This is a genomic window from Methylobacterium mesophilicum (assembly GCF_022179445.1).
Lineage (GTDB): Bacteria > Pseudomonadota > Alphaproteobacteria > Rhizobiales > Beijerinckiaceae > Methylobacterium > Methylobacterium mesophilicum.
The window spans coordinates 1-19,719 of the sequence record NZ_BPQU01000039.1 but is presented as its reverse complement, the minus strand read 5'-3'; the positions used below and the strand labels follow the sequence as shown (position 1 = coordinate 19,719).

Annotated in this window: 23 protein-coding genes; 16 read left to right on the top strand and 7 right to left on the bottom strand. The window is 70.7% G+C overall.

The annotated features are described in order from the left end of the window. Positions 1-18 precede the first annotated feature (18 nt). Positions 19-249, bottom strand: a complete 231-nt coding sequence (locus MFF40_RS24970) for a hypothetical protein (RefSeq protein ID WP_147855349.1) — start codon at positions 247-249, stop codon at positions 19-21. A 325-nt stretch (positions 250-574) separates the two neighbouring features. Here MFF40_RS24970 and MFF40_RS24965 point away from each other — a divergent pair, with 325 nt between their 5' ends. The 7 genes from MFF40_RS24965 (at position 575) to MFF40_RS24935 (ending at position 5,667) form a co-directional block, all read left to right on the top strand. Next, positions 575-1,672 carry a serine hydrolase domain-containing protein gene (locus tag MFF40_RS24965; RefSeq protein WP_238262665.1) on the top strand — a complete coding sequence of 366 codons (1,098 nt, stop codon included), beginning with the start codon at positions 575-577 and terminating at the stop codon, positions 1,670-1,672. A gap of 145 nt (positions 1,673-1,817) precedes the next feature. Then, a complete protein-coding gene (pth, locus tag MFF40_RS24960; RefSeq protein ID WP_147855350.1) occupies positions 1,818-2,426 on the top strand; it encodes an aminoacyl-tRNA hydrolase in 609 nt (202 codons plus the stop codon). A 41-nt stretch (positions 2,427-2,467) separates the two neighbouring features. Continuing rightward, entirely contained in the window at positions 2,468-2,701 is a 234-nt protein-coding gene (locus MFF40_RS24955) for a hypothetical protein (protein WP_092045367.1), read from the top strand. Further along, entirely contained in the window at positions 2,691-3,140 is a 450-nt protein-coding gene (locus MFF40_RS24950; RefSeq protein WP_147855351.1) for a PIN domain-containing protein, read from the top strand. The genes MFF40_RS24955 and MFF40_RS24950 overlap by 11 nt, the downstream gene beginning before the upstream one ends. 9 nt (positions 3,141-3,149) lie before the next feature. Further along, on the top strand, positions 3,150-4,247 hold the full coding sequence (gene ychF, locus MFF40_RS24945; protein ID WP_147855352.1) for a redox-regulated ATPase YchF: 1,098 nt from the start codon (positions 3,150-3,152) through the stop codon (positions 4,245-4,247). Positions 4,248-4,280: 33 nt separating this feature from the next. After that, on the top strand, positions 4,281-5,270 hold the full coding sequence (locus tag MFF40_RS24940; RefSeq protein WP_147855353.1) for a MaoC/PaaZ C-terminal domain-containing protein: 990 nt from the start codon (positions 4,281-4,283) through the stop codon (positions 5,268-5,270). 82 nt (positions 5,271-5,352) lie between these two features. Then, positions 5,353-5,667 (top strand): hypothetical protein, encoded by a 315-nt coding sequence (locus MFF40_RS24935; protein ID WP_147855354.1) that lies wholly within the window; start codon positions 5,353-5,355, stop codon positions 5,665-5,667. Here the strand turns inward: MFF40_RS24935 and MFF40_RS24930 are convergent. The 3 genes from MFF40_RS24930 to mtnA all read right to left on the bottom strand — a co-directional run bounded on the left by MFF40_RS24930 (position 5,609) and on the right by mtnA (position 7,280). Further along, positions 5,609-5,797, bottom strand: coding sequence for a type II toxin-antitoxin system RelE/ParE family toxin (locus MFF40_RS24930; RefSeq protein WP_238262706.1), 189 nt, complete (start codon positions 5,795-5,797; stop codon positions 5,609-5,611). The two genes, MFF40_RS24935 and MFF40_RS24930, sit on opposite strands and share 59 nt — an antisense overlap. A 99-nt stretch (positions 5,798-5,896) precedes the next feature. Next, positions 5,897-6,124 (bottom strand): hypothetical protein, encoded by a 228-nt coding sequence (locus tag MFF40_RS24925; RefSeq protein WP_147855355.1) that lies wholly within the window; start codon positions 6,122-6,124, stop codon positions 5,897-5,899. A gap of 55 nt (positions 6,125-6,179) precedes the next feature. Next, positions 6,180-7,280 (bottom strand): S-methyl-5-thioribose-1-phosphate isomerase, encoded by a 1,101-nt coding sequence (gene mtnA / locus MFF40_RS24920; protein WP_147855356.1) that lies wholly within the window; start codon positions 7,278-7,280, stop codon positions 6,180-6,182. Positions 7,281-7,445: 165 nt separating this feature from the next. Here mtnA and MFF40_RS24915 point away from each other — a divergent pair, with 165 nt between their 5' ends. The 6 genes from MFF40_RS24915 (at position 7,446) to MFF40_RS24890 (ending at position 13,511) form a co-directional block, all read left to right on the top strand. Further along, positions 7,446-10,118, top strand: coding sequence for a DNA translocase FtsK (locus MFF40_RS24915; RefSeq protein WP_238262663.1), 2,673 nt, complete (start codon positions 7,446-7,448; stop codon positions 10,116-10,118). Positions 10,119-10,577: 459 nt separating this feature from the next. Further along, complete coding sequence (locus MFF40_RS24910; RefSeq protein WP_147856727.1) at positions 10,578-11,102, top strand: Hsp20 family protein; 525 nt, start codon at positions 10,578-10,580, stop codon at positions 11,100-11,102. Between the two features lie 150 nt (positions 11,103-11,252). Continuing rightward, complete coding sequence (locus tag MFF40_RS24905; protein ID WP_147897723.1) at positions 11,253-11,771, top strand: Hsp20/alpha crystallin family protein; 519 nt, start codon at positions 11,253-11,255, stop codon at positions 11,769-11,771. Positions 11,772-11,891: 120 nt separating this feature from the next. Then, positions 11,892-12,311 (top strand): hypothetical protein, encoded by a 420-nt coding sequence (locus MFF40_RS24900; protein WP_147897722.1) that lies wholly within the window; start codon positions 11,892-11,894, stop codon positions 12,309-12,311. Positions 12,312-12,327: 16 nt separating this feature from the next. Next, positions 12,328-12,681, top strand: a complete 354-nt coding sequence (locus MFF40_RS24895; RefSeq protein ID WP_147897721.1) for a hypothetical protein — start codon at positions 12,328-12,330, stop codon at positions 12,679-12,681. Between the two features lie 71 nt (positions 12,682-12,752). Continuing rightward, positions 12,753-13,511, top strand: a complete 759-nt coding sequence (locus tag MFF40_RS24890) for an NADH dehydrogenase ubiquinone Fe-S protein 4 (RefSeq protein WP_238262661.1) — start codon at positions 12,753-12,755, stop codon at positions 13,509-13,511. 4 nt (positions 13,512-13,515) lie between these two features. Here MFF40_RS24890 and MFF40_RS24885 read toward each other — a convergent pair whose 3' ends face one another. Genes MFF40_RS24885 through MFF40_RS24875 form a run of 3 tightly spaced genes read right to left on the bottom strand, consistent with a single transcriptional unit; the run spans position 13,516 to position 16,739 of the window. Beyond that, entirely contained in the window at positions 13,516-14,556 is a 1,041-nt protein-coding gene (locus MFF40_RS24885; RefSeq protein ID WP_238262659.1) for an aldose epimerase family protein, read from the bottom strand. A gap of 14 nt (positions 14,557-14,570) precedes the next feature. Further along, positions 14,571-15,848, bottom strand: a complete 1,278-nt coding sequence (locus tag MFF40_RS24880) for a thermonuclease family protein (protein ID WP_238262657.1) — start codon at positions 15,846-15,848, stop codon at positions 14,571-14,573. A gap of 42 nt (positions 15,849-15,890) precedes the next feature. Beyond that, a complete protein-coding gene (locus MFF40_RS24875; protein ID WP_238262655.1) occupies positions 15,891-16,739 on the bottom strand; it encodes a hypothetical protein in 849 nt (282 codons plus the stop codon). 290 nt (positions 16,740-17,029) lie between these two features. Between MFF40_RS24875 and MFF40_RS24870 the strand changes: the two genes are divergently transcribed. From MFF40_RS24870 to MFF40_RS24860, 3 genes are read left to right on the top strand one after another with little or no spacing between them, the layout of a single operon-like run. Beyond that, positions 17,030-17,983 (top strand): lipid kinase, encoded by a 954-nt coding sequence (locus MFF40_RS24870; RefSeq protein ID WP_238262653.1) that lies wholly within the window; start codon positions 17,030-17,032, stop codon positions 17,981-17,983. Then, a complete protein-coding gene (locus tag MFF40_RS24865; RefSeq protein ID WP_147857387.1) occupies positions 17,980-18,738 on the top strand; it encodes a TerC family protein in 759 nt (252 codons plus the stop codon). The genes MFF40_RS24870 and MFF40_RS24865 overlap by 4 nt, the downstream gene beginning before the upstream one ends. Positions 18,739-18,788: 50 nt before the next feature. Then, entirely contained in the window at positions 18,789-19,604 is an 816-nt protein-coding gene (locus tag MFF40_RS24860) for an ABC transporter substrate-binding protein (RefSeq protein ID WP_238262651.1), read from the top strand. Positions 19,605-19,719 lie beyond the last annotated feature (115 nt).

Below are 19,719 nucleotides of genomic sequence, written 5' to 3'. Positions count from 1 at the left end.
GGGCGGCGCCCCCCGGCCTCAGTACCGCGGCAGGGCGTTGGCCGGGCCGCCGGCATGCGGGCCGGCGTAGCGATAGGCGAAGGCCCGCGCGGACGGGGTCCGATCCTGCTGCATCAGGTTCCCGTTGCCGACCCAGCCCGAATAGGCGGAGGCCGGGTATGGCGAATGCTTCGAGTCCAGCCCCTGCGCCAGGGCCGGCGTGGCCGCGGCGGCGAACAGGGCGGCGGCGGCGAGCATGCGACTATTCATGACGATCTCCTCGTGTCTGCGTCTGACTGCGACGGGAAGTGATCCGGTCAACCGTGTCGGGTGAGGAAGATCGTCGGTGCGGCGGTCTTGATCGCTCGGGCTTTGCTTGGCCGAATGTGACCTCTCAACGTGGATACTCTGCCGCCGGTTCGACCGATGCCGTGCGCTGGCGCACGAGAGGGATCGGATTTGTTGGGAATGCCGGGCTTCGGCTGGATTGATCGACCCGCCCTTTCCGGAATCGAGCAGTGGGTCGATGCATAAGCATCGGTGACTCTCGGTTAACCTGTTGCTGTAATCTCAGATTACGAGCGACTTTTTTACGATGCCTGATGGCCCCTACATCGAACAAATCGATCATCATGTTCAAAATAAATACCATGCGCAAATTTGCACGTTTATTATGATCAAGTACTTAGCCCAAAAATTTGTGTTCCTCCTCGGATTGTTTGCAACCTTGATGGCCTCGCATAGCGCGGCTGCACAAACTTGGACGCTCAAGGAGCCGAAGACCTCCGGATGGAGGAACGATACGCTGAGCACGCTCGCCACAGACCTTCACAACGAGGCCGTCACGGCGTTTCTGGTCGTTCAAGACGGCAGCATCGTCGGCGCTTGGGGTGACACGTCGCGCAAGGTCAATGTTGCGTCCATTCGAAAAAGTCTGCTGAGCGCCCTGTACGGAAGCCTTGTCGCGGACGGAAAGATCAGCCTGACGCAGACGCTCGCCGAACTCGGCATCGACGACGAGCCGGCGCTGACCGTCGCCGAAAAACGCGCGACGGTGCGGGATCTCCTGATGTCGCGATCCGGCGTCTATCACGCGGCCGCGTATGAAACCGCCGACATGCGTCGCAAGCGTCCCCCACGTGGCAGCCACGCTCCAGGGGCGTTCTGGTACTACAACAACTGGGATTTCAACGCCCTCGGCTCAATCTATCGCCAGGCCGCAGGCGAGACCATCTTCGACGGCTTCGCCAAGCGCATCGCCGCCCCCATCGGAATGGAAGACTTTTCCGCCTCGGACGGGCGCTCCGTCGGCGCGCCGACATCCCGGCACCCGGCATACCGGTTCGATCTCACCGCCCGCGACTTGGCACGTTTCGGCCAGCTCATCCTCGACGGCGGCCGATGGAAGGATAGGCCAGTCATCCCCGCGTCTTGGGTCAAGAATTCGACGAGCATTCATTCAGGCACCGATCATGACCCACTGGGCTACGGCTACCTCTGGTGGATCCTCCCCGAGGATCGCTTTGGTCCCGGTGCGGCGTTGGCGTCCGGTTACGGCGGGCAGAAACTCGCGATCATACCGGCCAAACATCTCGTCGTGGTGCAATTGATCGTGACGCGGGACGGTCCCCACCGCGATCGAACCAGCCAATTCCTTGACCGGTTGAGCCGTCTGATGGCTGCGGCTCCATGATAACTCCGGTCGGAGGACACCACACCCTGACGCGCCGCGCGCGCCTAGGAGCGGGGATGCGTCGCGCGGGGAAGCGTGCCACAGACCGCCCCGCAATGGATGCCCCGTGAGCGGGTATGAACCGGATCGCGCCAGGAACCCTGCCATGCGGTTGATCGTCGGCCTCGGAAACCCGGGTTCGCGCTACGCGAACAACCGGCACAATATCGGTTTCCTGGCCATCGACGCGATCGCCCGCCAGCACCGGGCGAGCCCGTTCCGGCACCGCTTCCAGGGCGAGGCTGCCGAGGTCGTGCTGGGCACCGAGCGGGCGATCCTGCTCAAGCCCTCGACCTTCATGAACGAGTCCGGGCGCTCGGTCTCGGAGGCGCAGCGCTTCTACAAGATCCCCTTGAGCGACGTGATCGTGCTGCACGACGAACTCGACCTCGCCCCGGCCAAGCTCCGGGTGAAGCTGGGCGGCGGCAATGCCGGCCATAACGGCCTGCGCTCGATCACCGCCCAATGCGGCAACGACTACCGCCGGGTGCGGCTCGGCATCGGCCATCCCGGCGACAAGGCGCAGGTGCACGCCTACGTGCTCAACGATTTCGGCAAAGCCGAATTGCCCTGGGTCGAGGATCTCTGCCACGCGGTGGCCGACCACGTCGGCCTGCTGGCGGCGGGCGAGGATGCGAGCTTCCAGAACAAGGTCCATCTCGCCATGGCCGGCCGGGGCTGGGACGCGGTGAAGACGCTGGGTTCCAAAAATTGACACGAAAACACGAGGACACGATATAGGCGGCGGAGGCTGCGATGAAGAACGTCACCGTGACGATGAGCGAGGCCCTGCTGCAGCGGGCGCGTGTCGCCGCCGCGCGCGACGGCAAGAGCCTGTCGCGGTTCGTCGCCGAAGCCGTCGAGCAGCGCGTCGGCCGGCCGCTGACGCAGCGGGAGGCGCTCGAACGCTTCCTAGCCGGGCCGCCCCTCCACGTTCTGGACGAAAACGGGAAGGCTCCGACACGAGACCAACTGTACGATGACGACTGATCTTGTCTTCGTCGATACGAACGTTTTCCTGTATGCCCGAGACGACCGCTTTCCGGATAAGCAACGCACGGCGACGCACTGGCTCGCCACGCTCGCGGCTCGCGAGGCCCTCGTGGTGAGCCCGCAGGTGCTCGGCGAAATCCACAACGCGATCCTGCGCAGGAAGGTCGTCGTGGAGGGCGCGGAGCTGCGGCGCATGACGACGGAGTTGCAACCGTTCTCGCAGGGCGCGACAGATGTCGAACTGATCACGCTGGCGTGGTCGATCCGGACCGAGACCGCCTTTCAGTGGTGGGATTGCGTCATCCTCGCAGCCGCGATTCGCGCCGGGTGCCGCTATCTTCTATCGGAGGATTACCAGCACGACCGCACGGTCCGCGGCACCACCATCCTCAATCCTTTCACGGTCGGCCCCGAGGCCGTCGTGACCGAACACTAGGACCGATCCATGGGCTTCAAATGCGGCATCGTCGGCCTGCCGAACGTCGGCAAGTCGACCCTGTTCAACGCGCTGACGCAGACGGCGGCCGCCCAGGCGGCGAACTACCCGTTCTGCACCATCGAGCCGAATGTTGGCGAGGTGGCGGTGCCGGATCCGCGCCTGGACGACCTCGTCCGGATCGCGAGCTCGAAGGAGAAGATCCCCACGCGGCTGACCTTCGTGGACATCGCCGGGCTGGTGCGCGGCGCCTCCAAGGGCGAGGGCCTGGGCAACCAGTTCCTGGCCAACATCCGGGAGGTCGACGCCATCGCCCACGTGGTCCGCTGCTTCACCGACGGCGACGTCACCCATGTCGAGGGCAAGGTCGATCCGGCGGCCGATATCGAGACCATCGAGACCGAGCTGATGCTGGCCGATCTCGACAGCCTGGAGCGCCGGGCCGTCGCCCTGGAGAAGAAGGCCAAGGGCGCCGACAAGGAGGCCAAGGAGAGCCTCGACCTCGTCAACCGCGCCCTGCCGCTGCTGCGCGAGGGCAAGCCCGCCCGCCTGGTCGAGCGCAAGCCGGACGAGGAGAAGCTGTTCCAGTCGCTCGGGCTGATGACCGCCAAGCCCGTCCTCTACGTCTGCAACGTCGACGAGGGGGATGCCGACAAGGGCAACGCCTATTCGGATTCGGTGTTCGCCCGGGCCAAGGCCGAGGGCGCCATCGCGGTGGTGGTCTCGGCCAAGATCGAGAGCGAGATCGCCGTGATGCCCGAAGCCGACCAGGCCGAGTTCCTGGAAGCCGTGGGGCTGACCGAGCCCGGCCTCAACCGGGTGATCCGCGCCGGCTACGATCTGCTCGGCCTCGTGACCTACTTCACGGTCGGCCCCAAGGAGGCCCGGGCCTGGACGATCACCAAGGGCACCCGCGCGCCCGGCGCCGCTGGCGTGATCCACTCGGATTTCGAGAAGGGCTTCATCCGCGCCGAGACCATCGCGTTCAAGGACTACACCACGCTCGGCGGCGAATCCGGTGCCCGGGATGCCGGCAAGCTGCGGCTCGAGGGCAAGGACTACGTGGTGCAGGACGGCGACGTGCTGCATTTCCGCTTCGCGAACTGAGCCCCCTCCCCTGACGCACTGGACGAGGCTGCCATGCCGGACCCCGCGATCGAGGACTTTTCCGTCGGCGACGTCATCGTCGGCGAGCCCCTGACGGTCAGCCGCGACGCCATCGTGGGCTTCGCGCGGGCGTTCGACTTCCAGCCGTTCCACCTCGACGAGGCGGCCGCGGAGACGACCTTCGTGGGCCGGCTGATCGCGTCGGGCTGGCATACGGCGGCGCTGGGGATGCGGCTGCTCCAGCAGGGGCCGTTCAAGGGGGGCTCGTCGCTGGGCGCGCCCGGGATCGACGAGCTGCGCTGGCTGGCGCCGGTCCTGCCCGGGGACGCCCTGACGCTGACCTTCCGGGTCGTCGGGATGCGGGACTCGGCCTCGAAGCCGGGGCTCGGCTTCGTGACGGCCGAGGTCGCCCTCGGCAACCCGCGGGCTGAGACGGTGCTGACCCAGCGCTTCACCTTCATGCTGGCCCGCCGCGGCACCGATCCCCTGCCGCCGCGCCCCGTGGAGATCGGCGAGCCGGGGCCGGTGGCGGAGCCGGAGGATGCCGAGATCCTGCCGTTCCTGCGGGATGCCGAGATCGGCCTGGTCCGCGATCTCGGCGCCTACCCGTTCAGCGCCGCCGCCATCGTGGCCTTCGCCGAGGCCTACGACCCGCAGGCGTTCCATCTCGACGAGGCCGCGGCCCGGCGCAGCCATTTCGGCGGCCTGTGCGCCTCCGGCTGGCACACCGCCGCCGCCTACATGAACCGGCTGCTCACCACCCGCGCCCGCGACGCCGCCTACACGGCGAGCCGCGGCCCGGTCCCGGAATCGGGCCCCTCCCCGGGCTTCAAGAACCTGCGCTGGCTCAAGCCGGTCTACGCGGGCGACACGGTCCGGTTCAGCACGAAGCTCACCGACAAGCGCGCCTCGGCGTCCCGCCCCGGCTGGGGCCTGGCGTTTGCGCGCAACACCGGGGTGAACCAGCGCGGCGAACCGGTTTTCTCGTTCGACAGCACGGTGTTCCATCGCTGGGAGCCGTGAGGCACGGCCTCGCGGTTCTCGACGTCCACCTCCGATTGCAACGCCATGGGCCGTGGTTCGAGGATCAGGCGGAGGTCAGCCGATGACGGATTTACTCGAGAAAGCGGTTGCGGCCGTGCGGCAGATGTCGGCGGACGATCAAGATGCCATCGCCCAGGCTATGCTCAGCATGGCGAAGATCGCGGACTCGCTCGAGATCGAGCCCGAACACGTGGCCGCCGTCATGGCTAGCCTGGAACAGGCTGATCGCGGGGCGTTCGTCGAGGGCGAGGCCAGCACGATCATCGCTCGGGCCTTCGCCTGCGTTGCGTCTGCTCAGCCATCGATATCCGCATTCGTCACGCATCCGGCATCGAACCGGGATCGCGGGCGCTGTGGCGAACGGCATGAACGATGATGGCCGCGTCCGTGACTTCGTAGAAGATCAGGTAAGGATAAGGGATCGTGGTCAGGCGGCGAATGGTCGGATCGTCGGTTTGCTGTCCGAGCATCAGGTAATCTGCAAGCCGCTCCAATGCGTCCTTGATCCGTCGCCGGACATGCCGGGCACCTTCCGGCGATCGAGCCTCGATATATTTCGGTCAGCGCGGCAAGGTCGGTCAAAGCAGGACGGGTGAAGCGAAGTTTCACAGGCCGTGCTTCGTCCAGATCGCCCTCACTTCCTCGTCCGTCGCGAACTCGCCTCGCGCTGCCGCCGACTTCGATGCGGCGATGGCATCCCGTTCTTCCCGCATCAGGATGACGGGCTCGGCCTCATCGCTGGCGAGATTCAACAGCATGCGCGCGAACGCATCTTGCGTCTCCGGGGGAAGCGCGCGGACACGCGCGATGGCCTGATCGAAAAGCTCAGTCATGCGCTCATCATGCACATGATCGCCACACACACCATGCCGCCTCCCAAGCCCCCCTTCACGCCGCCTTCCGGCGCTCCGGGTACAGCCCGTACAGCCCCTCTTCGGTGGCCGCGCAGATGCCGCGCTCGGTGATGATTCCGGTCACCAGCCGCGCCGGCGTCACGTCGAAGGCGGGGTTGGCCACCGGGCTTCCGGGAGAGACCACCTCGATCGTGGCGAAGCCGCCCTCGGCCAGGCGGCCGGTCATGTGGGTGACCTCGCGGCCGTCGCGCTCCTCGATCGGGATCTCCTTGACGCCGTCGTGGAGCGTCCAGTCGATCGTCGAGAACGGCAGGGCGGCGTAGAACGGCACGCGGTTGTCGTGGGCGGCCAGCGCCTTCAGGTAGGTGCCGATCTTGTTGCAGACGTCGCCCGACGCCGTGGTCCGGTCCGAGCCGACGATGCACAGGTCGACCCCGCCGTGCTGCATCAGGTGGCCGCCGGCATTGTCGGCGATCACCGTGTGGGGCACGCCGTGGCCGTGGAGCTCGAAGGCGGTGAGCGCCGCGCCCTGGCTGCGCGGCCGGGTCTCGTCCACCAGCACGTGCACCGGCACGCCCCGCTCGTGGGCGGCGTAGATCGGCGCCAGCGCGGTGCCCCAATCCACCGTGGCCAGCCAGCCGGCGTTGCAGTGGGTCAGCACCGTGACCGGCCGCCCGCCGTTCGCCGTGTGCAGGTCGGCGATGATCTGGCCGCCATGGGCGCCGATCGAGCGGCAGCTCGCCACATCCTCCTCGGCGACGCGGCCGGCTTCCGCGAAGGCGTGTGCGAAGCGCTCGGCCGGCTGGATCTGCCGCAGGTTGCCGGCGACCCGGTCCAGCGCCCAGCGCAGGTTGATCGCCGTCGGGCGCGTCGCGGCGAGCACCGCCACCGCCCGGTCGATCCCCTCCATCGAGGGATCGGCCCGCATGGCGAGCGCCAGCCCGTAGGCCGCGGTGACGCCGATCAGCGGCGCGCCGCGCACGATCATGGTGCGGATCGCCACCGCCGCGTCGTCCAGCGTGGCGAGGCGCTTCAGCTCGAACGCGAAGGGCAGGCGGGTCTGGTCGATCACCTGGACGCTGACGCCGTCCGGGTCCGGGAAGATCGTGCGATAGGGTTTTCCGTCGATGTTCATGGCGGTTTCTGTGCCATAGCGGGGCGGTTTTTGCACCACCCCACGCCCGGCCCCGCCCGCTCCGGACCCAGCGCGACCCCGGGTCAGGCTTCCTCAACCTTAGCAGGTCGTTAAGGCCGGCGTGACTAGCCTCGGGTCAGAGTCCCCGTTCGCGTCCGGTCCCGCATGCGCTCGCTTCGCCGTCCCGCGTCGCCCTACGACACCTACGTCGACAGCGTTCGCCCCTTCCTGGGCAAGCGCTTGACGGAGCTCGGAGGGCTCGTCCTGTTCACCGGCGCGGTCGCGCTCACCGTGGCGCTCGCCACGTGGTCGATCGACGACCCGAGCCTCAACCACGCCACCGACCACCCGGCCCACAACGTGCTCGGCCAGCCGGGCGCCGTCGTGGCCGACCTCGCCATGCAGATCCTCGGTCTGGGTGCCCTCGCGTTCGTGCTGCCCCCCGTGCTCTGGGGCGTCCGGCTGATGCGCGAGCGCGACCTGCCCCAGGGCGGCATGCGCCTGGCGCTCTGGATCATCGGCTTCTGCGCCGCGAGCGCGGTGGCGAGCGCCCTGCCGCCCACCGCCCGCTGGCCGCTGCCCACCGGGCTCGGCGGCGTCGCCGGGGACGGCCTGCTGTCGATGGCCCGGGTGATCGTGGGGGCGGTGTCGTCGGCGGCGGCCCACCTCGTCGGCTTCGTCTACGCCGCGGTGGCGATCCTCAGCCTGACCGGCGCCTGCCGGTTCGGGACCGCCGAGGAGGATTCCTTCCATGACGAGCCCTATCCCGTCCGGCATCCGTCCGTGCGGGGTCGCGACGAGCGCGAGGATGCCGACGAGCCGAGCCTCGGCCTCGTGGGCGTCGGCGCCCTCGCCCAGGGCCTGATGCGGATGCGCGTCGCCCTGACGCGGCGGATCGAGGCGTGGCGGACCGGCCGGGCCGAGCCGTTCGACAGCGCCTCCCCGGCGCTCGCGGCCCGGCGCGCCTTCACGGATGCGGACCTGCCCTGGGCCGAGCACCTGCCCGAGGGCGCCCAGCCGGGTCAGGCGCGGCGCGAGCCGGTCTTCGAGGCCCCGTTCGACGGCCAGGATCCGAGCCGGGACGCGCCGGCCAAACCGGAGGCGACCGCCCGCCGGGCGGCAGCCCTGCTGCCCCCGGAGGAGGACGAGCCGGACGCGTACGAGGAGGTCCCGCAGCGGCCGGCCGCCGCCCGTCCGGAGCCGACCGCCTCGCGGGTCGCGGCGCCGGCCGCCGCGCCGGTGCCGGCCCGCCGGGCGCCCGCACCACAGGTCCGGCCCGAGGATTACGCCCTGCCGGCCCTCGATCTGCTGGCGGCCCCGCGTGGCCCCTCCCCGGCGAGCCAGGTCTCGGCCGACGCCCTGGAGCAGAACGCGACCCTTCTCGAGGCGACGCTCGGCGATTTCGGCGTGCGCGGCGACATCCTGGCGGTGCGGCCCGGCCCGGTCGTGACGCTCTACGAGCTCGAGCCGGCACCGGGCACCAAGTCCAGCCGCGTGATCGCGCTGGCCGACGACATCGCCCGCTCGATGTCGGCGGTCTCGGCACGCGTGGCGGTCGTCCCCGGCCGCAACGCCATCGGCATCGAACTGCCGAACGCCAAGCGCGAGACGGTGTTTCTGCGCGAGCTTCTGGCCTCCACGGACTTCGCCGAGAGCAAGCACAAGCTGGCTCTCTGCCTCGGCAAGAACATCGGCGGCGAGCCGATCATCGCCGACCTCGCCCGGATGCCGCACCTGCTCGTTGCCGGCACCACCGGCTCGGGCAAGTCGGTGGCGATCAACACCATGATCCTGTCGCTGCTCTACCGGCTGAAGCCGGAGGAGTGCCGGCTGATCATGGTCGATCCCAAGATGCTGGAGCTGTCGGTCTACGACGGCATCCCGCACCTGCTCTCCCCGGTCGTGACCGACCCCAAGAAGGCGGTGATCGCCCTCAAGTGGGCCGTGCGCGAGATGGAGGAGCGCTACAAGAAGATGTCCAAGATCGCGGTCCGCAACATCGACGGCTACAACGCCCGGGTCTCGGAGGCCGCCGCCCGCGGCGAGGTGCTGACCCGGACCGTCCAGACCGGCTTCGACCGGCAGACCGGCGAGGCGGTCTACGAGGACGAGGCCATGGACCTCGCCCCCCTCCCCTACATCGTGATCGTGGTCGACGAGATGGCCGACCTGATGATGGTGGCGGGCAAGGACATCGAGGGGGCGATCCAGCGGCTCGCCCAGATGGCGCGTGCGGCCGGCATTCACCTGATCATGGCGACGCAGCGTCCGTCGGTGGACGTGATCACCGGCACGATCAAAGCGAACTTCCCGACCCGCATCTCCTTCCAGGTCACCAGCAAGATCGACTCGCGGACCATCCTCGGCGAGATGGGCGCCGAGCAGCTGCTCGGTCAGGGCGACATGCTGTTCATGGCCGGCGGCGGGCGCACGACCCGCGTGCACGGGCCGTTCTGCTCGGACAGCGAGGTCGAGAGCGTGGTCGCCCACCTCAAGCGCCAGGGCCGCCCGAGCTACCTCGACGCCGTCACGGCCGACGACGAGGAGGGCGCCCCCGAGAAGGGGACCAAGGGCAAGGCCGGCGCGGCCGAGCTGGAACTCGACGGCGCCGTGTTCGACCAGGGCTCCTTCGGCGAGGCCGGCGGCGACCTCTACGACCAGGCCGTGCAGGTGGTTCTGCGCGATCAGAAGGCCTCGACCAGCTACATCCAGCGCCGCCTCCAGATCGGCTACAACCGCGCCGCCTCGCTGATGGAGCGGATGGAGACCGAGGGCATCGTCGGCCCGGCCAACCACGCCGGCAAGCGCGAAATTCTCTTGGAGGGGGCTGCGGGCTGAGGGTCTCCTGGCGGGGCCCGCGGTGGTAGCCCCGATCCCGCGGGCCTACGGTCTTCACACAATTCCGGACGAGGCGCGGGTTCCCCCTCTCCCCGCTTGCGGGGAGAGGCCCGCACGGACCTCGTCGTCCGTGCGGGAAGCGCAGGCGAAGCCGGAGCGGCGGTGAGGGGGGCGGCTCAGAACGGAGCGCGCGTCCTGAGCCGCCCCCTCACCCTCGGCTGACGCCTCGCCGCGCCGACGACGAGGTCGTCGCGGCCCTCTCCCCGCAAGCGGGGCGAGAGGAGGCTCACCCACGGACCGAATCTCAAAACACCAAAAAAAGAATCGCCCCTCTTGCGGAACCACCCCGCACAGCAAACGTTACGCGCGTGCGAGGCCCGAAAACGGGATCGCCGATTGGGCGCCGGTCCTGGTGTCCGGCGTCTCTTGTAGTCACGTTGCTCAACGGAGGATGTGGTTATGAGGACTTATGACGTTGCGCCCCTGTTCCGGTCGTCCATCGGGTTCGACCGTCTGTTCGAGCTGCTGAACCAGCCCGAGCGCGTCGAGACCACGGCGTCCTGGCCGCCCTACAACATCGAGAAGGTCGCGGACGATCAGTACCGCATCACCATGGCGGTGGCGGGCTTCACCCCCGACGAGATCGAGCTGACCCAGCAGGACACGGTGCTGCTCGTGTCGGGCCAGAAGGCGACGCCCGAGAACGAGCGGCACTACCTGCACCGCGGCATCGCGGCCCGCACGTTCCGCCAGACCTTCAACCTGGCCGACCACGTGAAGGTCGTGGGTGCGAGCCTGGAGAACGGGCTGCTGACCGTCGCGCTCAAGCGCGAGGTGCCGGAGGCCCTGAAGCCCCGCCGCATCGCCATCGGCGGCGTCACGGCCACCTCCGGGCAGGACAACGCCCCCGCGGAGATCGCCGACGGCAAGATTGCCGCGGCCAAGATCACCGAGGCCAAGGTCACCGAGGCCAAGGCCGCCTGAACGCGGCCGGTTCGGGCCCGGGCCGCCCGATCCGCGGACCGCCCGGGTCTCACACTGAGCGAGCGACAGGCCTGGCGCACCCGCAATCCCGCGGGCCGCCGACGGCTGCCCGAATGAGATGCCCATGAAGCCAAACGGAAGGAGATTCCGATGAGCGTGAGAGACCTGATCCCGTGGAACCGCAACGCCGCCATCCCGGCGCCGAGCACCCTGGCGACCGAGGCGGCCAATCCGTTCCTGACGCTCCACCGCGAGGTGAACCGCCTGTTCGACGACGTGTTCACCGGGTTCGGCTCAGGTGCGAGCCCGGCCGGGCGCGGCCTCGGCTGGCCCAGGGTCGAGCTGGTGGAGGCCGAGGGCGGCCTGAAGCTCTCGGCCGAGCTGCCCGGCCTCGACGAGAAGGACGTCGAGCTCCTGGTCGAGGACGGCGTGCTGATCCTGCGGGGCGAGAAGCGTTCGGAAAACACCGACACGGCCCGCGGCTACTCGGAGCGCAGCTACGGCCGCTTCGAGCGGGTGATCGCCCTGCCGTTCCCGGTCGAGGAGGACAAGGCCGCGGCGTCGTTCCGGAACGGCGTGCTCACCGTGACGCTGCCGCGCTCGGAGAAGGCGCCGGAGCGGGGCCGCCGGATCGCCATCAACGGCGGCGCCCAGAAGACGGCGCATTGAGGCGGTCCGCCGATCCGGCGGGTTAGTGACGCATGACGCGGCGGCCGGCCTGGACCGTCAGGGCGCCCCTGAGCGGGCCTGCCGGCCGCCCCAACCTTTGCTGACGCACAGGAGGGTCCCATGCAGCCCATCGAAACCACACCGATCGACCTGTCCATCGAGCGCCTCGGCCCGATGGCCGCGGCCAACCTGCGGGCGACGGCGGTCGACCCGTTCGAAGCCTTCGTGGCGCCGGGCGACGTGTTCCGGCACCCCCGGGAGGTCCTGTCCTATCCCGGCCTGTCGCGGGCCGAGAAGCGGGCGATCCTGGCCTCCTGGGCCTCCGACGCGCGCGCCGTGGAATCCTGCCCGACGCTGCGGTGCCTGCCCGGCTGCCGGGCCGAGCCGGTGCCGATCGACGACGTCCTGGCCGCGCTCCAGGCGCTGGACGGCGCGCCCGCCCCGGCCGGGACCGCGACGCCGCGCAAGCCGCGGATTCCCATCGTGCTCGGCCGACGCTCACGGCCGGGCGCGGGAGCACCGGACGCCGTCCTGAACTGAGGCCCGGAGGGACACGATGACGACCTTCGACCTAAAGGACCGCTATCGGTGGTCGCGCCGGCTCCGGCGGAGCCGGGCCGAGCCGCCGGCCGAGGCGGCGGAGCGGGCGTCCTGGTCCACCCTCACCGGCTGGATCGCGTCCGTCATCCTCTGCCTGGCCCTCGCGGCCCTCAGCCCGGCCCCCGCCATGCCCTGGGTGCTGGCCGGATTGCTGAGCCTGTCGGGCTTCGTCTGGCTCGGCGCCGCGATCACCCGGGCCGGGCCGCCGGCCAACGCCACGCATCTCACCGCCTGGGACGCCGCCCTCCTCGCCTTCGCGGGGAGCTTCGGCGTCCAATCCGCGGCGCGCCTCGGGCTGCTGTCGGCCTGACCGCGCCGCATCCCCAACCATCGGCGGCACCCGACGGCTTGCCGGTCGGGCGCCGCTCCAGGGAGGCAACCATGCAAACGACCATTCAGGATCGTGTGATCGGACTCGGACACAACCATCCCCCGGCCGTCGTCGCCGCGGCCCCATGGCTCGCCGGCCGAAAAGCCTACATCCGGCGCCACAAGCGCCCCGTGGAGACCTCGGGCCGCGCCCGGGAGGGCACCTGGATCCTCACATTCGCGCGCGAGACGCCGCCCGAGATCGAGCCGCTGATGGGCTGGACCGGCGGCGGCGATCCGCTCGCCACGGATGTCCGGCTGACCTTCCCGACCCGGGCGCAGGCGATCGCCTACGCGGAGCGCCAGGGCCTCGCATACGAGGCCGAGCCCGACCCCGCCGAGGCCGCCCGCAAGCGCCCGGTCTCGAGTCGCGCGGCCCGCCGGGATGACCGGCGGCAGCCCGGGGGCGCGCCGCTCCGCGTGGTGCCCGGGCGGACGGGCGCGCGGGTCGCGCAGCCGGGCGTCCCGGCCCTGCCGGATCTGGAACGGGCCTTGATCAACCCGGCCGCGGTGTTCGCGACGCCGGCGGCCGTGCTGGACCACCCGCGGCTGCTCCGCGACGGCAAGCGCGAGATCCTGCGGCGCTGGGCCTGGGACGAGTACCTGAAGGAGGTGGCCGCCGCCGAGGGCATGGCCGAGGGCGAGCCCTCGCAGCTCGACGCGGTCAAGGCCGCGCTCCTGGCGCTCGGCGAGACCTGGCGCCCGAAACCCTCCGCTCCGGCGGTGGCCGCCGTCCCGGTGATGCGGGAGGACCTGGTTCTCGCGGCGTGACGGCTCACGCCACCGAGAAGCGGAACGTGGTGGCCGCCCGGAAGACCTCGCACGGGCGCAGGATCGCGGACGGGAAGGCCGGCTGGTTCGGGGCGTCCGGAAAGCCCTGCGTCTCGAAGCAGACGCCGTCGCCCGAGCGGTAGGTCCGGCCGGAGGGGCCGATCAGCGTGCCGTCCAGGTTGTTGCCGGTGTAGAGCTGCAGGGCCGGCTGCGTGGTCGCCACGTCGAGCCGCCGGCCGCTGCCCGGATCGACGCAGGTGGCGGCCGGGCGCAGGGTCCCGGCGGGGCCGCGCAGCACGAAGGTGTGGTCGTAGCCCTTGGCGTAGGCCAGTTGCGGATCGCCCGCGCGGATGCGCGCGCCCAACCGGTGCGGAGTCCGGAAATCGAACGGGGTGCCGGCGACCGGCCGGAACGCGCCGGTGGGGACCTGCGTCGCGTCGGTGGGCGTGAACGCGTCGGCCTCGATCTGCACGGCGTGGTCGAGCACGCTGCCGGTCCCCTCCCCGGCGAGGTTGAAGTAGCTGTGATTGGTGAGGTTGAGAACCGTCGGCCGGTCGGTCACCGCCTCGTAATCGAGCCGCAGCAGCCCGTCCTCGGGCAGGCTGTAGCGCACGCGGACGTCGAGGGTGCCGGGAAACCCCTCCTCGCCGTCCGGCGAGCGGCGGGCCAGGGCAAGGCTCGTGGCGTCGGTCGCCTCCACGCGCCAGAGATGTTTTCCGAAATTCCGGTCGCCGCCGTGCAGGGTGTTGGGCCCCTCGTTCACCGGCAACCGGTAGGTCTGGCCGTCGAGGCTGAAGCGCCCGCCCGCGATGCGGTTGGCGTAGCGCCCGACCACGGCGCCGAAGCTCGGGCTCACGGTCTCGTAGCCCGCGAGCGTGTCGAGCCCGAGGACGACGTTGGCGCTGCGGCCCGCGCGGTCGGGCACTTCGATCGCCGTGATCACCGCGCCGAAATCGATGACGTGGACGCGCAGGCTCCCCCGGGCCAGCAGGTGCCGGGTGACCGTCTGGCCGTCCGCGGTGCGCCCGAAGATCTCGCCCGCCATGCCGCGATCCTCGCTCAGCGCTTCCAGACGCCGAGCCGCTCGGTGCGCGCGTGGTCCTCGGCGGCGACCAGTTCGGGGCTCGCCTCCGGGGAGGCCCGGCCGCCGCCGTTGAACAGAACGACTTCCGAGAGGTCACGCCCGTTTACCAGGCAGTTCATCGTCTCGCTGCCCGGGGCCGGCTGGCAGGTTACGGTGCGGCCGCCGATGTAGCGGGTCAGCTCGTCCGCCTGGCCGCCGCGCACCCACTCGACCCCGAACAGGCGCACGACCTTGCCGGCGACCTTGAGGGTCGCGGTGTCGATCACCTGGGCCGTGCCGGTGATGGCGTTCGCCGCGGGCGGCGGCGTGTCGGGCTCGGGATCGCCGCCGGTCTCGGGCGGGGGCGTGACCGTGTCGGGGGCGGAGGGAGACGCCGCCGACGGCCCGGCGGCTTGAGATCCGGCTTGAGATCCGGTTTGGGATCCCGCTCGGGGCGGGGCGGTCGCGGGTGCATTGGCCGCCTGAGGCGGGGCGGTCGTGGAGCGCGTGGAATCGGGCTCGCGGCCGGCCAGGACGAGGCCCGCCGCGACCACCGCCACCAGGGCGGCCGCGCTCGCGCCCGCGAGCCAGCGCCGATGCCGGCGGCTGCCCTCGTCGCCGCCGGCGAGACCGAGCCGTTCGCGCAGATGGGGCAGGCTGTCGCGCACCGACTCGCCGAGCCGGCCCGGGCCGTCGTTCCACGCCGAGACCGGATCCGCGCCGGACGCCGCGGCGTCGGGACGGCGGGTGAACCGGGCCTGCAGGCCTGTCCGCAGGGTCGCGAAGCGGCCGGCGGCGTTCTGCGCCAGCGCCCGCCCCTGGACTGAGGAGCGCTCGGCGAGCGACCGGGCGCGCTCGGACTGGGTCTCGACGAAGCGCGCGGTGGCGGCCTTCATCTCGTAGGCACCGGTCAGGATCGGAGAATCCTTCGGCTCTTCGGGCTCGGCCTCGGGCTCCGGTTCCACCTCAGGCGGCAGGAACAGGGCCGGATGCCGTGCCTGCAGCTCCGCCACGAAATCGGCGAGCGTCAGCGGCTCGCCGGTGCCGGGCCGCGTGCGCACGACGCCGTGCCGGTCGAGCACCCGGTAGCCCGCGTCCCCGCGCACGATGGCGGCCTCGGCCATGAGCCCGAGGGTCCGAACCGCCACCGGACGCGGGCGCGCCCGGGCGATCGCCGCCCGGATCGCCTCGCGGAGGGCGGCGCGCTCCGGATCGTCGAGCGCCGGACGCGCCGGCCCCGATTCCTGTTCCGCCACCACCGTTGAAGACGTCATAAACCCGATCCCGGCATCACCGCGCGCCGCACGGAAGCCGCTTTACGCCTTGCCGGGCGAGGGGGCCAGGGTGCCGGCCTGGACGCTCCGGTGCAGGACCCGTCCGGTCTCGCCGACGATCACCGGGCGCGTGCCCGCGAAGCTCACCTCCAGGACCAGCTCGGCCGCCCCGGTGGAGACGGCGCCGCGATCGGGGTTCGCGGTGCGGAAATCCACGATCGTGCGGATCGTGCAGGTCTCGGAATCGCAGGCGGTGCGGATGGTCCGCGGCTCGTAGCGCCGCTCGGGCCAGCGCTGCACGAAGCTGCGCTTCTCGGCCACCAGCCCCGCCAGGGTGACCGGATGCCCGTAGAAGCGAACCCGCGACCCGTAGAAATGCGGTGCGGCGCCGACCATCGTGTCGCCCGAGCTTGAGACGGTGGCGAGGTAGTTCGCCGCCAGGGCCCGGGCCACGGCGGCCCGCTCCCCTGAGGCCGCCGAAGCCGGAGCCGGCGCCACGGCCGCCGGCGTGTCGGCGAGCCGGCGCGGATGCGGGGCATGCCGTCGCGAGGCCTCGCGGGCGGGTGGGCGCTCCAGGGCGGCGGCCGCCCGCTTCGGGCCCGCGGCCGGGGTCACGCCGCTCTTGGTCACGCCGCTCTTGGGCATTGCGTCGTCCGCGGACTCCGACTTGGCGGCCTGCCGAACGGGCTCCTTCTCCGGGACGGCCCGCTTCGCCTGCTCGGCGGCTTGCTCAGACGGCTGCGCCTTGGACGGCGCGCCGCGGGCCGGCGGATCGACCCAGGAACTCTGGGACCCCGCCCCCTGCTGCTGGGCCGAGGCGCCGCCGACGAGGGCCAGCGGCAGGATCACGCCGAGGGCGAGGGCGCGGCGGGTGGGATGGGTGGCGGGCATCGGTGCCTTCCTGGCGGCCGGAGCGTACGTGGGGAGAACGCGCCCGCATGCCGAAGCGGTTCCACGGTTTCCCCGGGCGCACCCGTGACTCTGACGATGTGCCGGGCCCACACCAGCCCGGGATTGCGTGGATGACGGGGTTGCGCTCGATCTTTTCACCACCAAGTCGGGGACAATCTTGGCTGTCGCGCGTTTCGGGCTGTCATCCCCCCTTTCGCCGCCCTGAGCATCGAGGTTCCTGTGTCCCGACTCGAGATTGCGGTGACCTCGCAGATGCATCGGAGCCCGTGATGAGTGCCGACCAACGCCGGGCGCTGCTGATCTGCAACGCGAAGGCGCGCAACGGCGGCCTCGACCTCGACGAGGTGCGGGGCATCCTGCGGGCGGGCGGGATCGAGCCGGTGGAGCCGCCGCCGGACGCCGACTGCCGGGCGGTCATCCGCGCGCACGCCAAGGACGTCGACCTCGTGATCCTGGGCGGCGGCGACGGCACCATGAACATGGCCGCCCCCGCCCTGGTGGAGAGCGGCCTGCCCCTCGCTATCCTGCCGCTGGGCACCGCCAACGACCTCGCCCGCTCCCTGGGCCTGCCGCTGGATCCGATCGCCGCGGCGCGGTTCATCCCGAATGCCGCGGCGCGGCCGGTCGATCTCGGCTGGGTCAACGGCCACTACTACTTCAACGTCGCCAGCATCGGTTTCTCGGCCGAACTCGCGGGCGAACTCACGGCCGAATCGAAGAAGACCTGGGGCGTGCTCGGCTACGCGGTGGCGGCTATCCGGGTGCTGCGGCGGGTGCGGCCGTTCACGGTGACGATCGAGCACGACGGCACGGTCGAGCGGGTGACGACCATCCAGGTCTCCGTCGGCAACGGGCGCCACTACGGCGGCGGCATGACCGTGGAGGAGGCCGCCACGGTCGATGACGGCAAGCTCGATTTCTACAGCCTGGAAGTCGCCCATTGGTGGCGGCTGATCGCGCTGCTGCCGGCCCTGCGCCGGGGCACCCATGGACGCGCGGCCGACGTGCGCGCGTTCCAGACCCGGGAAATCAAGATCGCGACGCGCAAGCCCCGGCCGGTGAACACCGACGGCGAGCTGACCACGCACACGCCCGCCCACTTCAAGGTCTTCCCGAAGATCCTCCGGGTGTACGCTCCCGATCCGGCGGGCAGTGCCGGTCCGTTCGACCTGGCCGCCCTCGGCAGCCGCCTCTTCCCGACCAGCGAGACGCACGACCCGTGACCGACCTGATCCAGCTTGCGAGTCAGCCCGCGATCTGGGCCGCCCTGGCGACCCTCATCGTGATGGAGGTGGTCCTCGGCGTCGACAACCTGATCTTCATCTCGATCCTGACCAACAAGCTGCCCGCCGACCAGCAGACCCGGGCGCGGCGGATCGGCATCGGCCTGGCTTTGATCCTGCGGCTCGGTCTGCTGGGCACGGTCGCGTTCATCGTGCACCTGACCGAGCCGGTCTTCTCGGTGCTGGGACAGGATTTCTCCTGGCGTGACCTGATCCTGATCGGCGGCGGCCTGTTCCTCCTCTGGAAGGCCACCAAGGAGATCCATCACAGCGTCGATCCCGATGGCCCGGCCGAGACCGGGACATCCGGCGGCACGATCGGGTTCGGCGCGGCGATCGGCCAGATCCTGCTCCTCGACCTCGTGTTCTCGATCGACTCGATCATCACCGCAGTGGGCATGACCGAGCACGTGCCGGTGATGATGGTGGCCGTGGTGGTGGCGGTGATCGTCATGCTGGTCGCGGCCGAGCCGCTCTCGGCCTTTATCGCCCGCAACCCCACCGTGGTGATGCTGGCGCTGGGCTTCCTGATCATGATCGGCATGACGCTGATCGCGGAAGGCTTTGGGGCGCACGTGCCGAAGGGCTATATCTACACCGCCATGGCGTTCTCGGCCGGCGTCGAAGGCCTCAACATGCTGGCCCGCGGACGCAGGCGGGCGACCGCCGCCGGCACGGACCGGAACCCGCGCTGAGCGGTCCCGTCCCGCCGGCGCCAAGCGCCGAGACGGCGCTGGAGACACCCATGCGGATCGCGGCCCTCCTGTGCGCCCTGCTGGCTGCCGCCCCCGCCGGCGCGGAGACGGTCCCGATGCCCCCAGTCCCGATGCCCCCTGCCTCGATGCCCCCCTCCCCTGCGGCCCTGCACGACCTCGCCCCTACCGGCACCCTCCGAGCGGCGATCAACCTCGGCAATCCGGTGCTCGCCCGATCCGGGGCGGACGGCCCGGCCGGCGTGTCGGTGGATCTCGCCCGGGCGCTGGCGCAGCGGCTCGGCGTGCCGGTGACGTTCGTCACGTTTCCCGGCGCGGGCGCCGTCTCGGCCTCGGCCCGGTCCGGGACCTGGGACATCTGCTTCCTGGCGATCGACCCGCAGCGCGCCGAGGGCATCGCCTTCACGGCCCCCTACGTGCTGATCGCCGGCAGCTACTTGGTGCCGGCCGCCTCGCCGATCCGGACCCTGGAGGCGGTCGACCGCGACGGAGTGCGCGTCTCGGTGGGACGCGGCAGCGCCTACGACCTGTTCCTGACCCGTGCGCTGCGCCACGCCACCCTGGTGCGGGCGCCGACTTCGGCGGAGGCGGTCACGGCCTTCGCCCGGGACGGGCTCGATGTCGCCGCCGGGGTCCACCAGCCGCTCGCCGCCTATGCGGCCGCCCACAAGGAGGTGCGGTTACTGCCGGGACATTTCATGGACATCCCGCAGGCGATGGGCCTGCCGGTCGGCCGGGACGCGGGGGCGGCCTTTCTTGCAGGTTTCCTGGCGCAGGCGAAGGCGCACGGATTCGTCGCGCGGAGCCTGGAGGCCAACGGGCAGGATCCGGGGCTGGCGGCGCCGTGAGCCGAGCCGGGTTCTCTATGCCGCTTCGATCAGCTCGATTCGCAATGCGAAGCCGGCCGAACTAGAGCTGTTCCCACTTATGTAGCGACGGCCAAGTCGTCCTCGTATCCGGCGG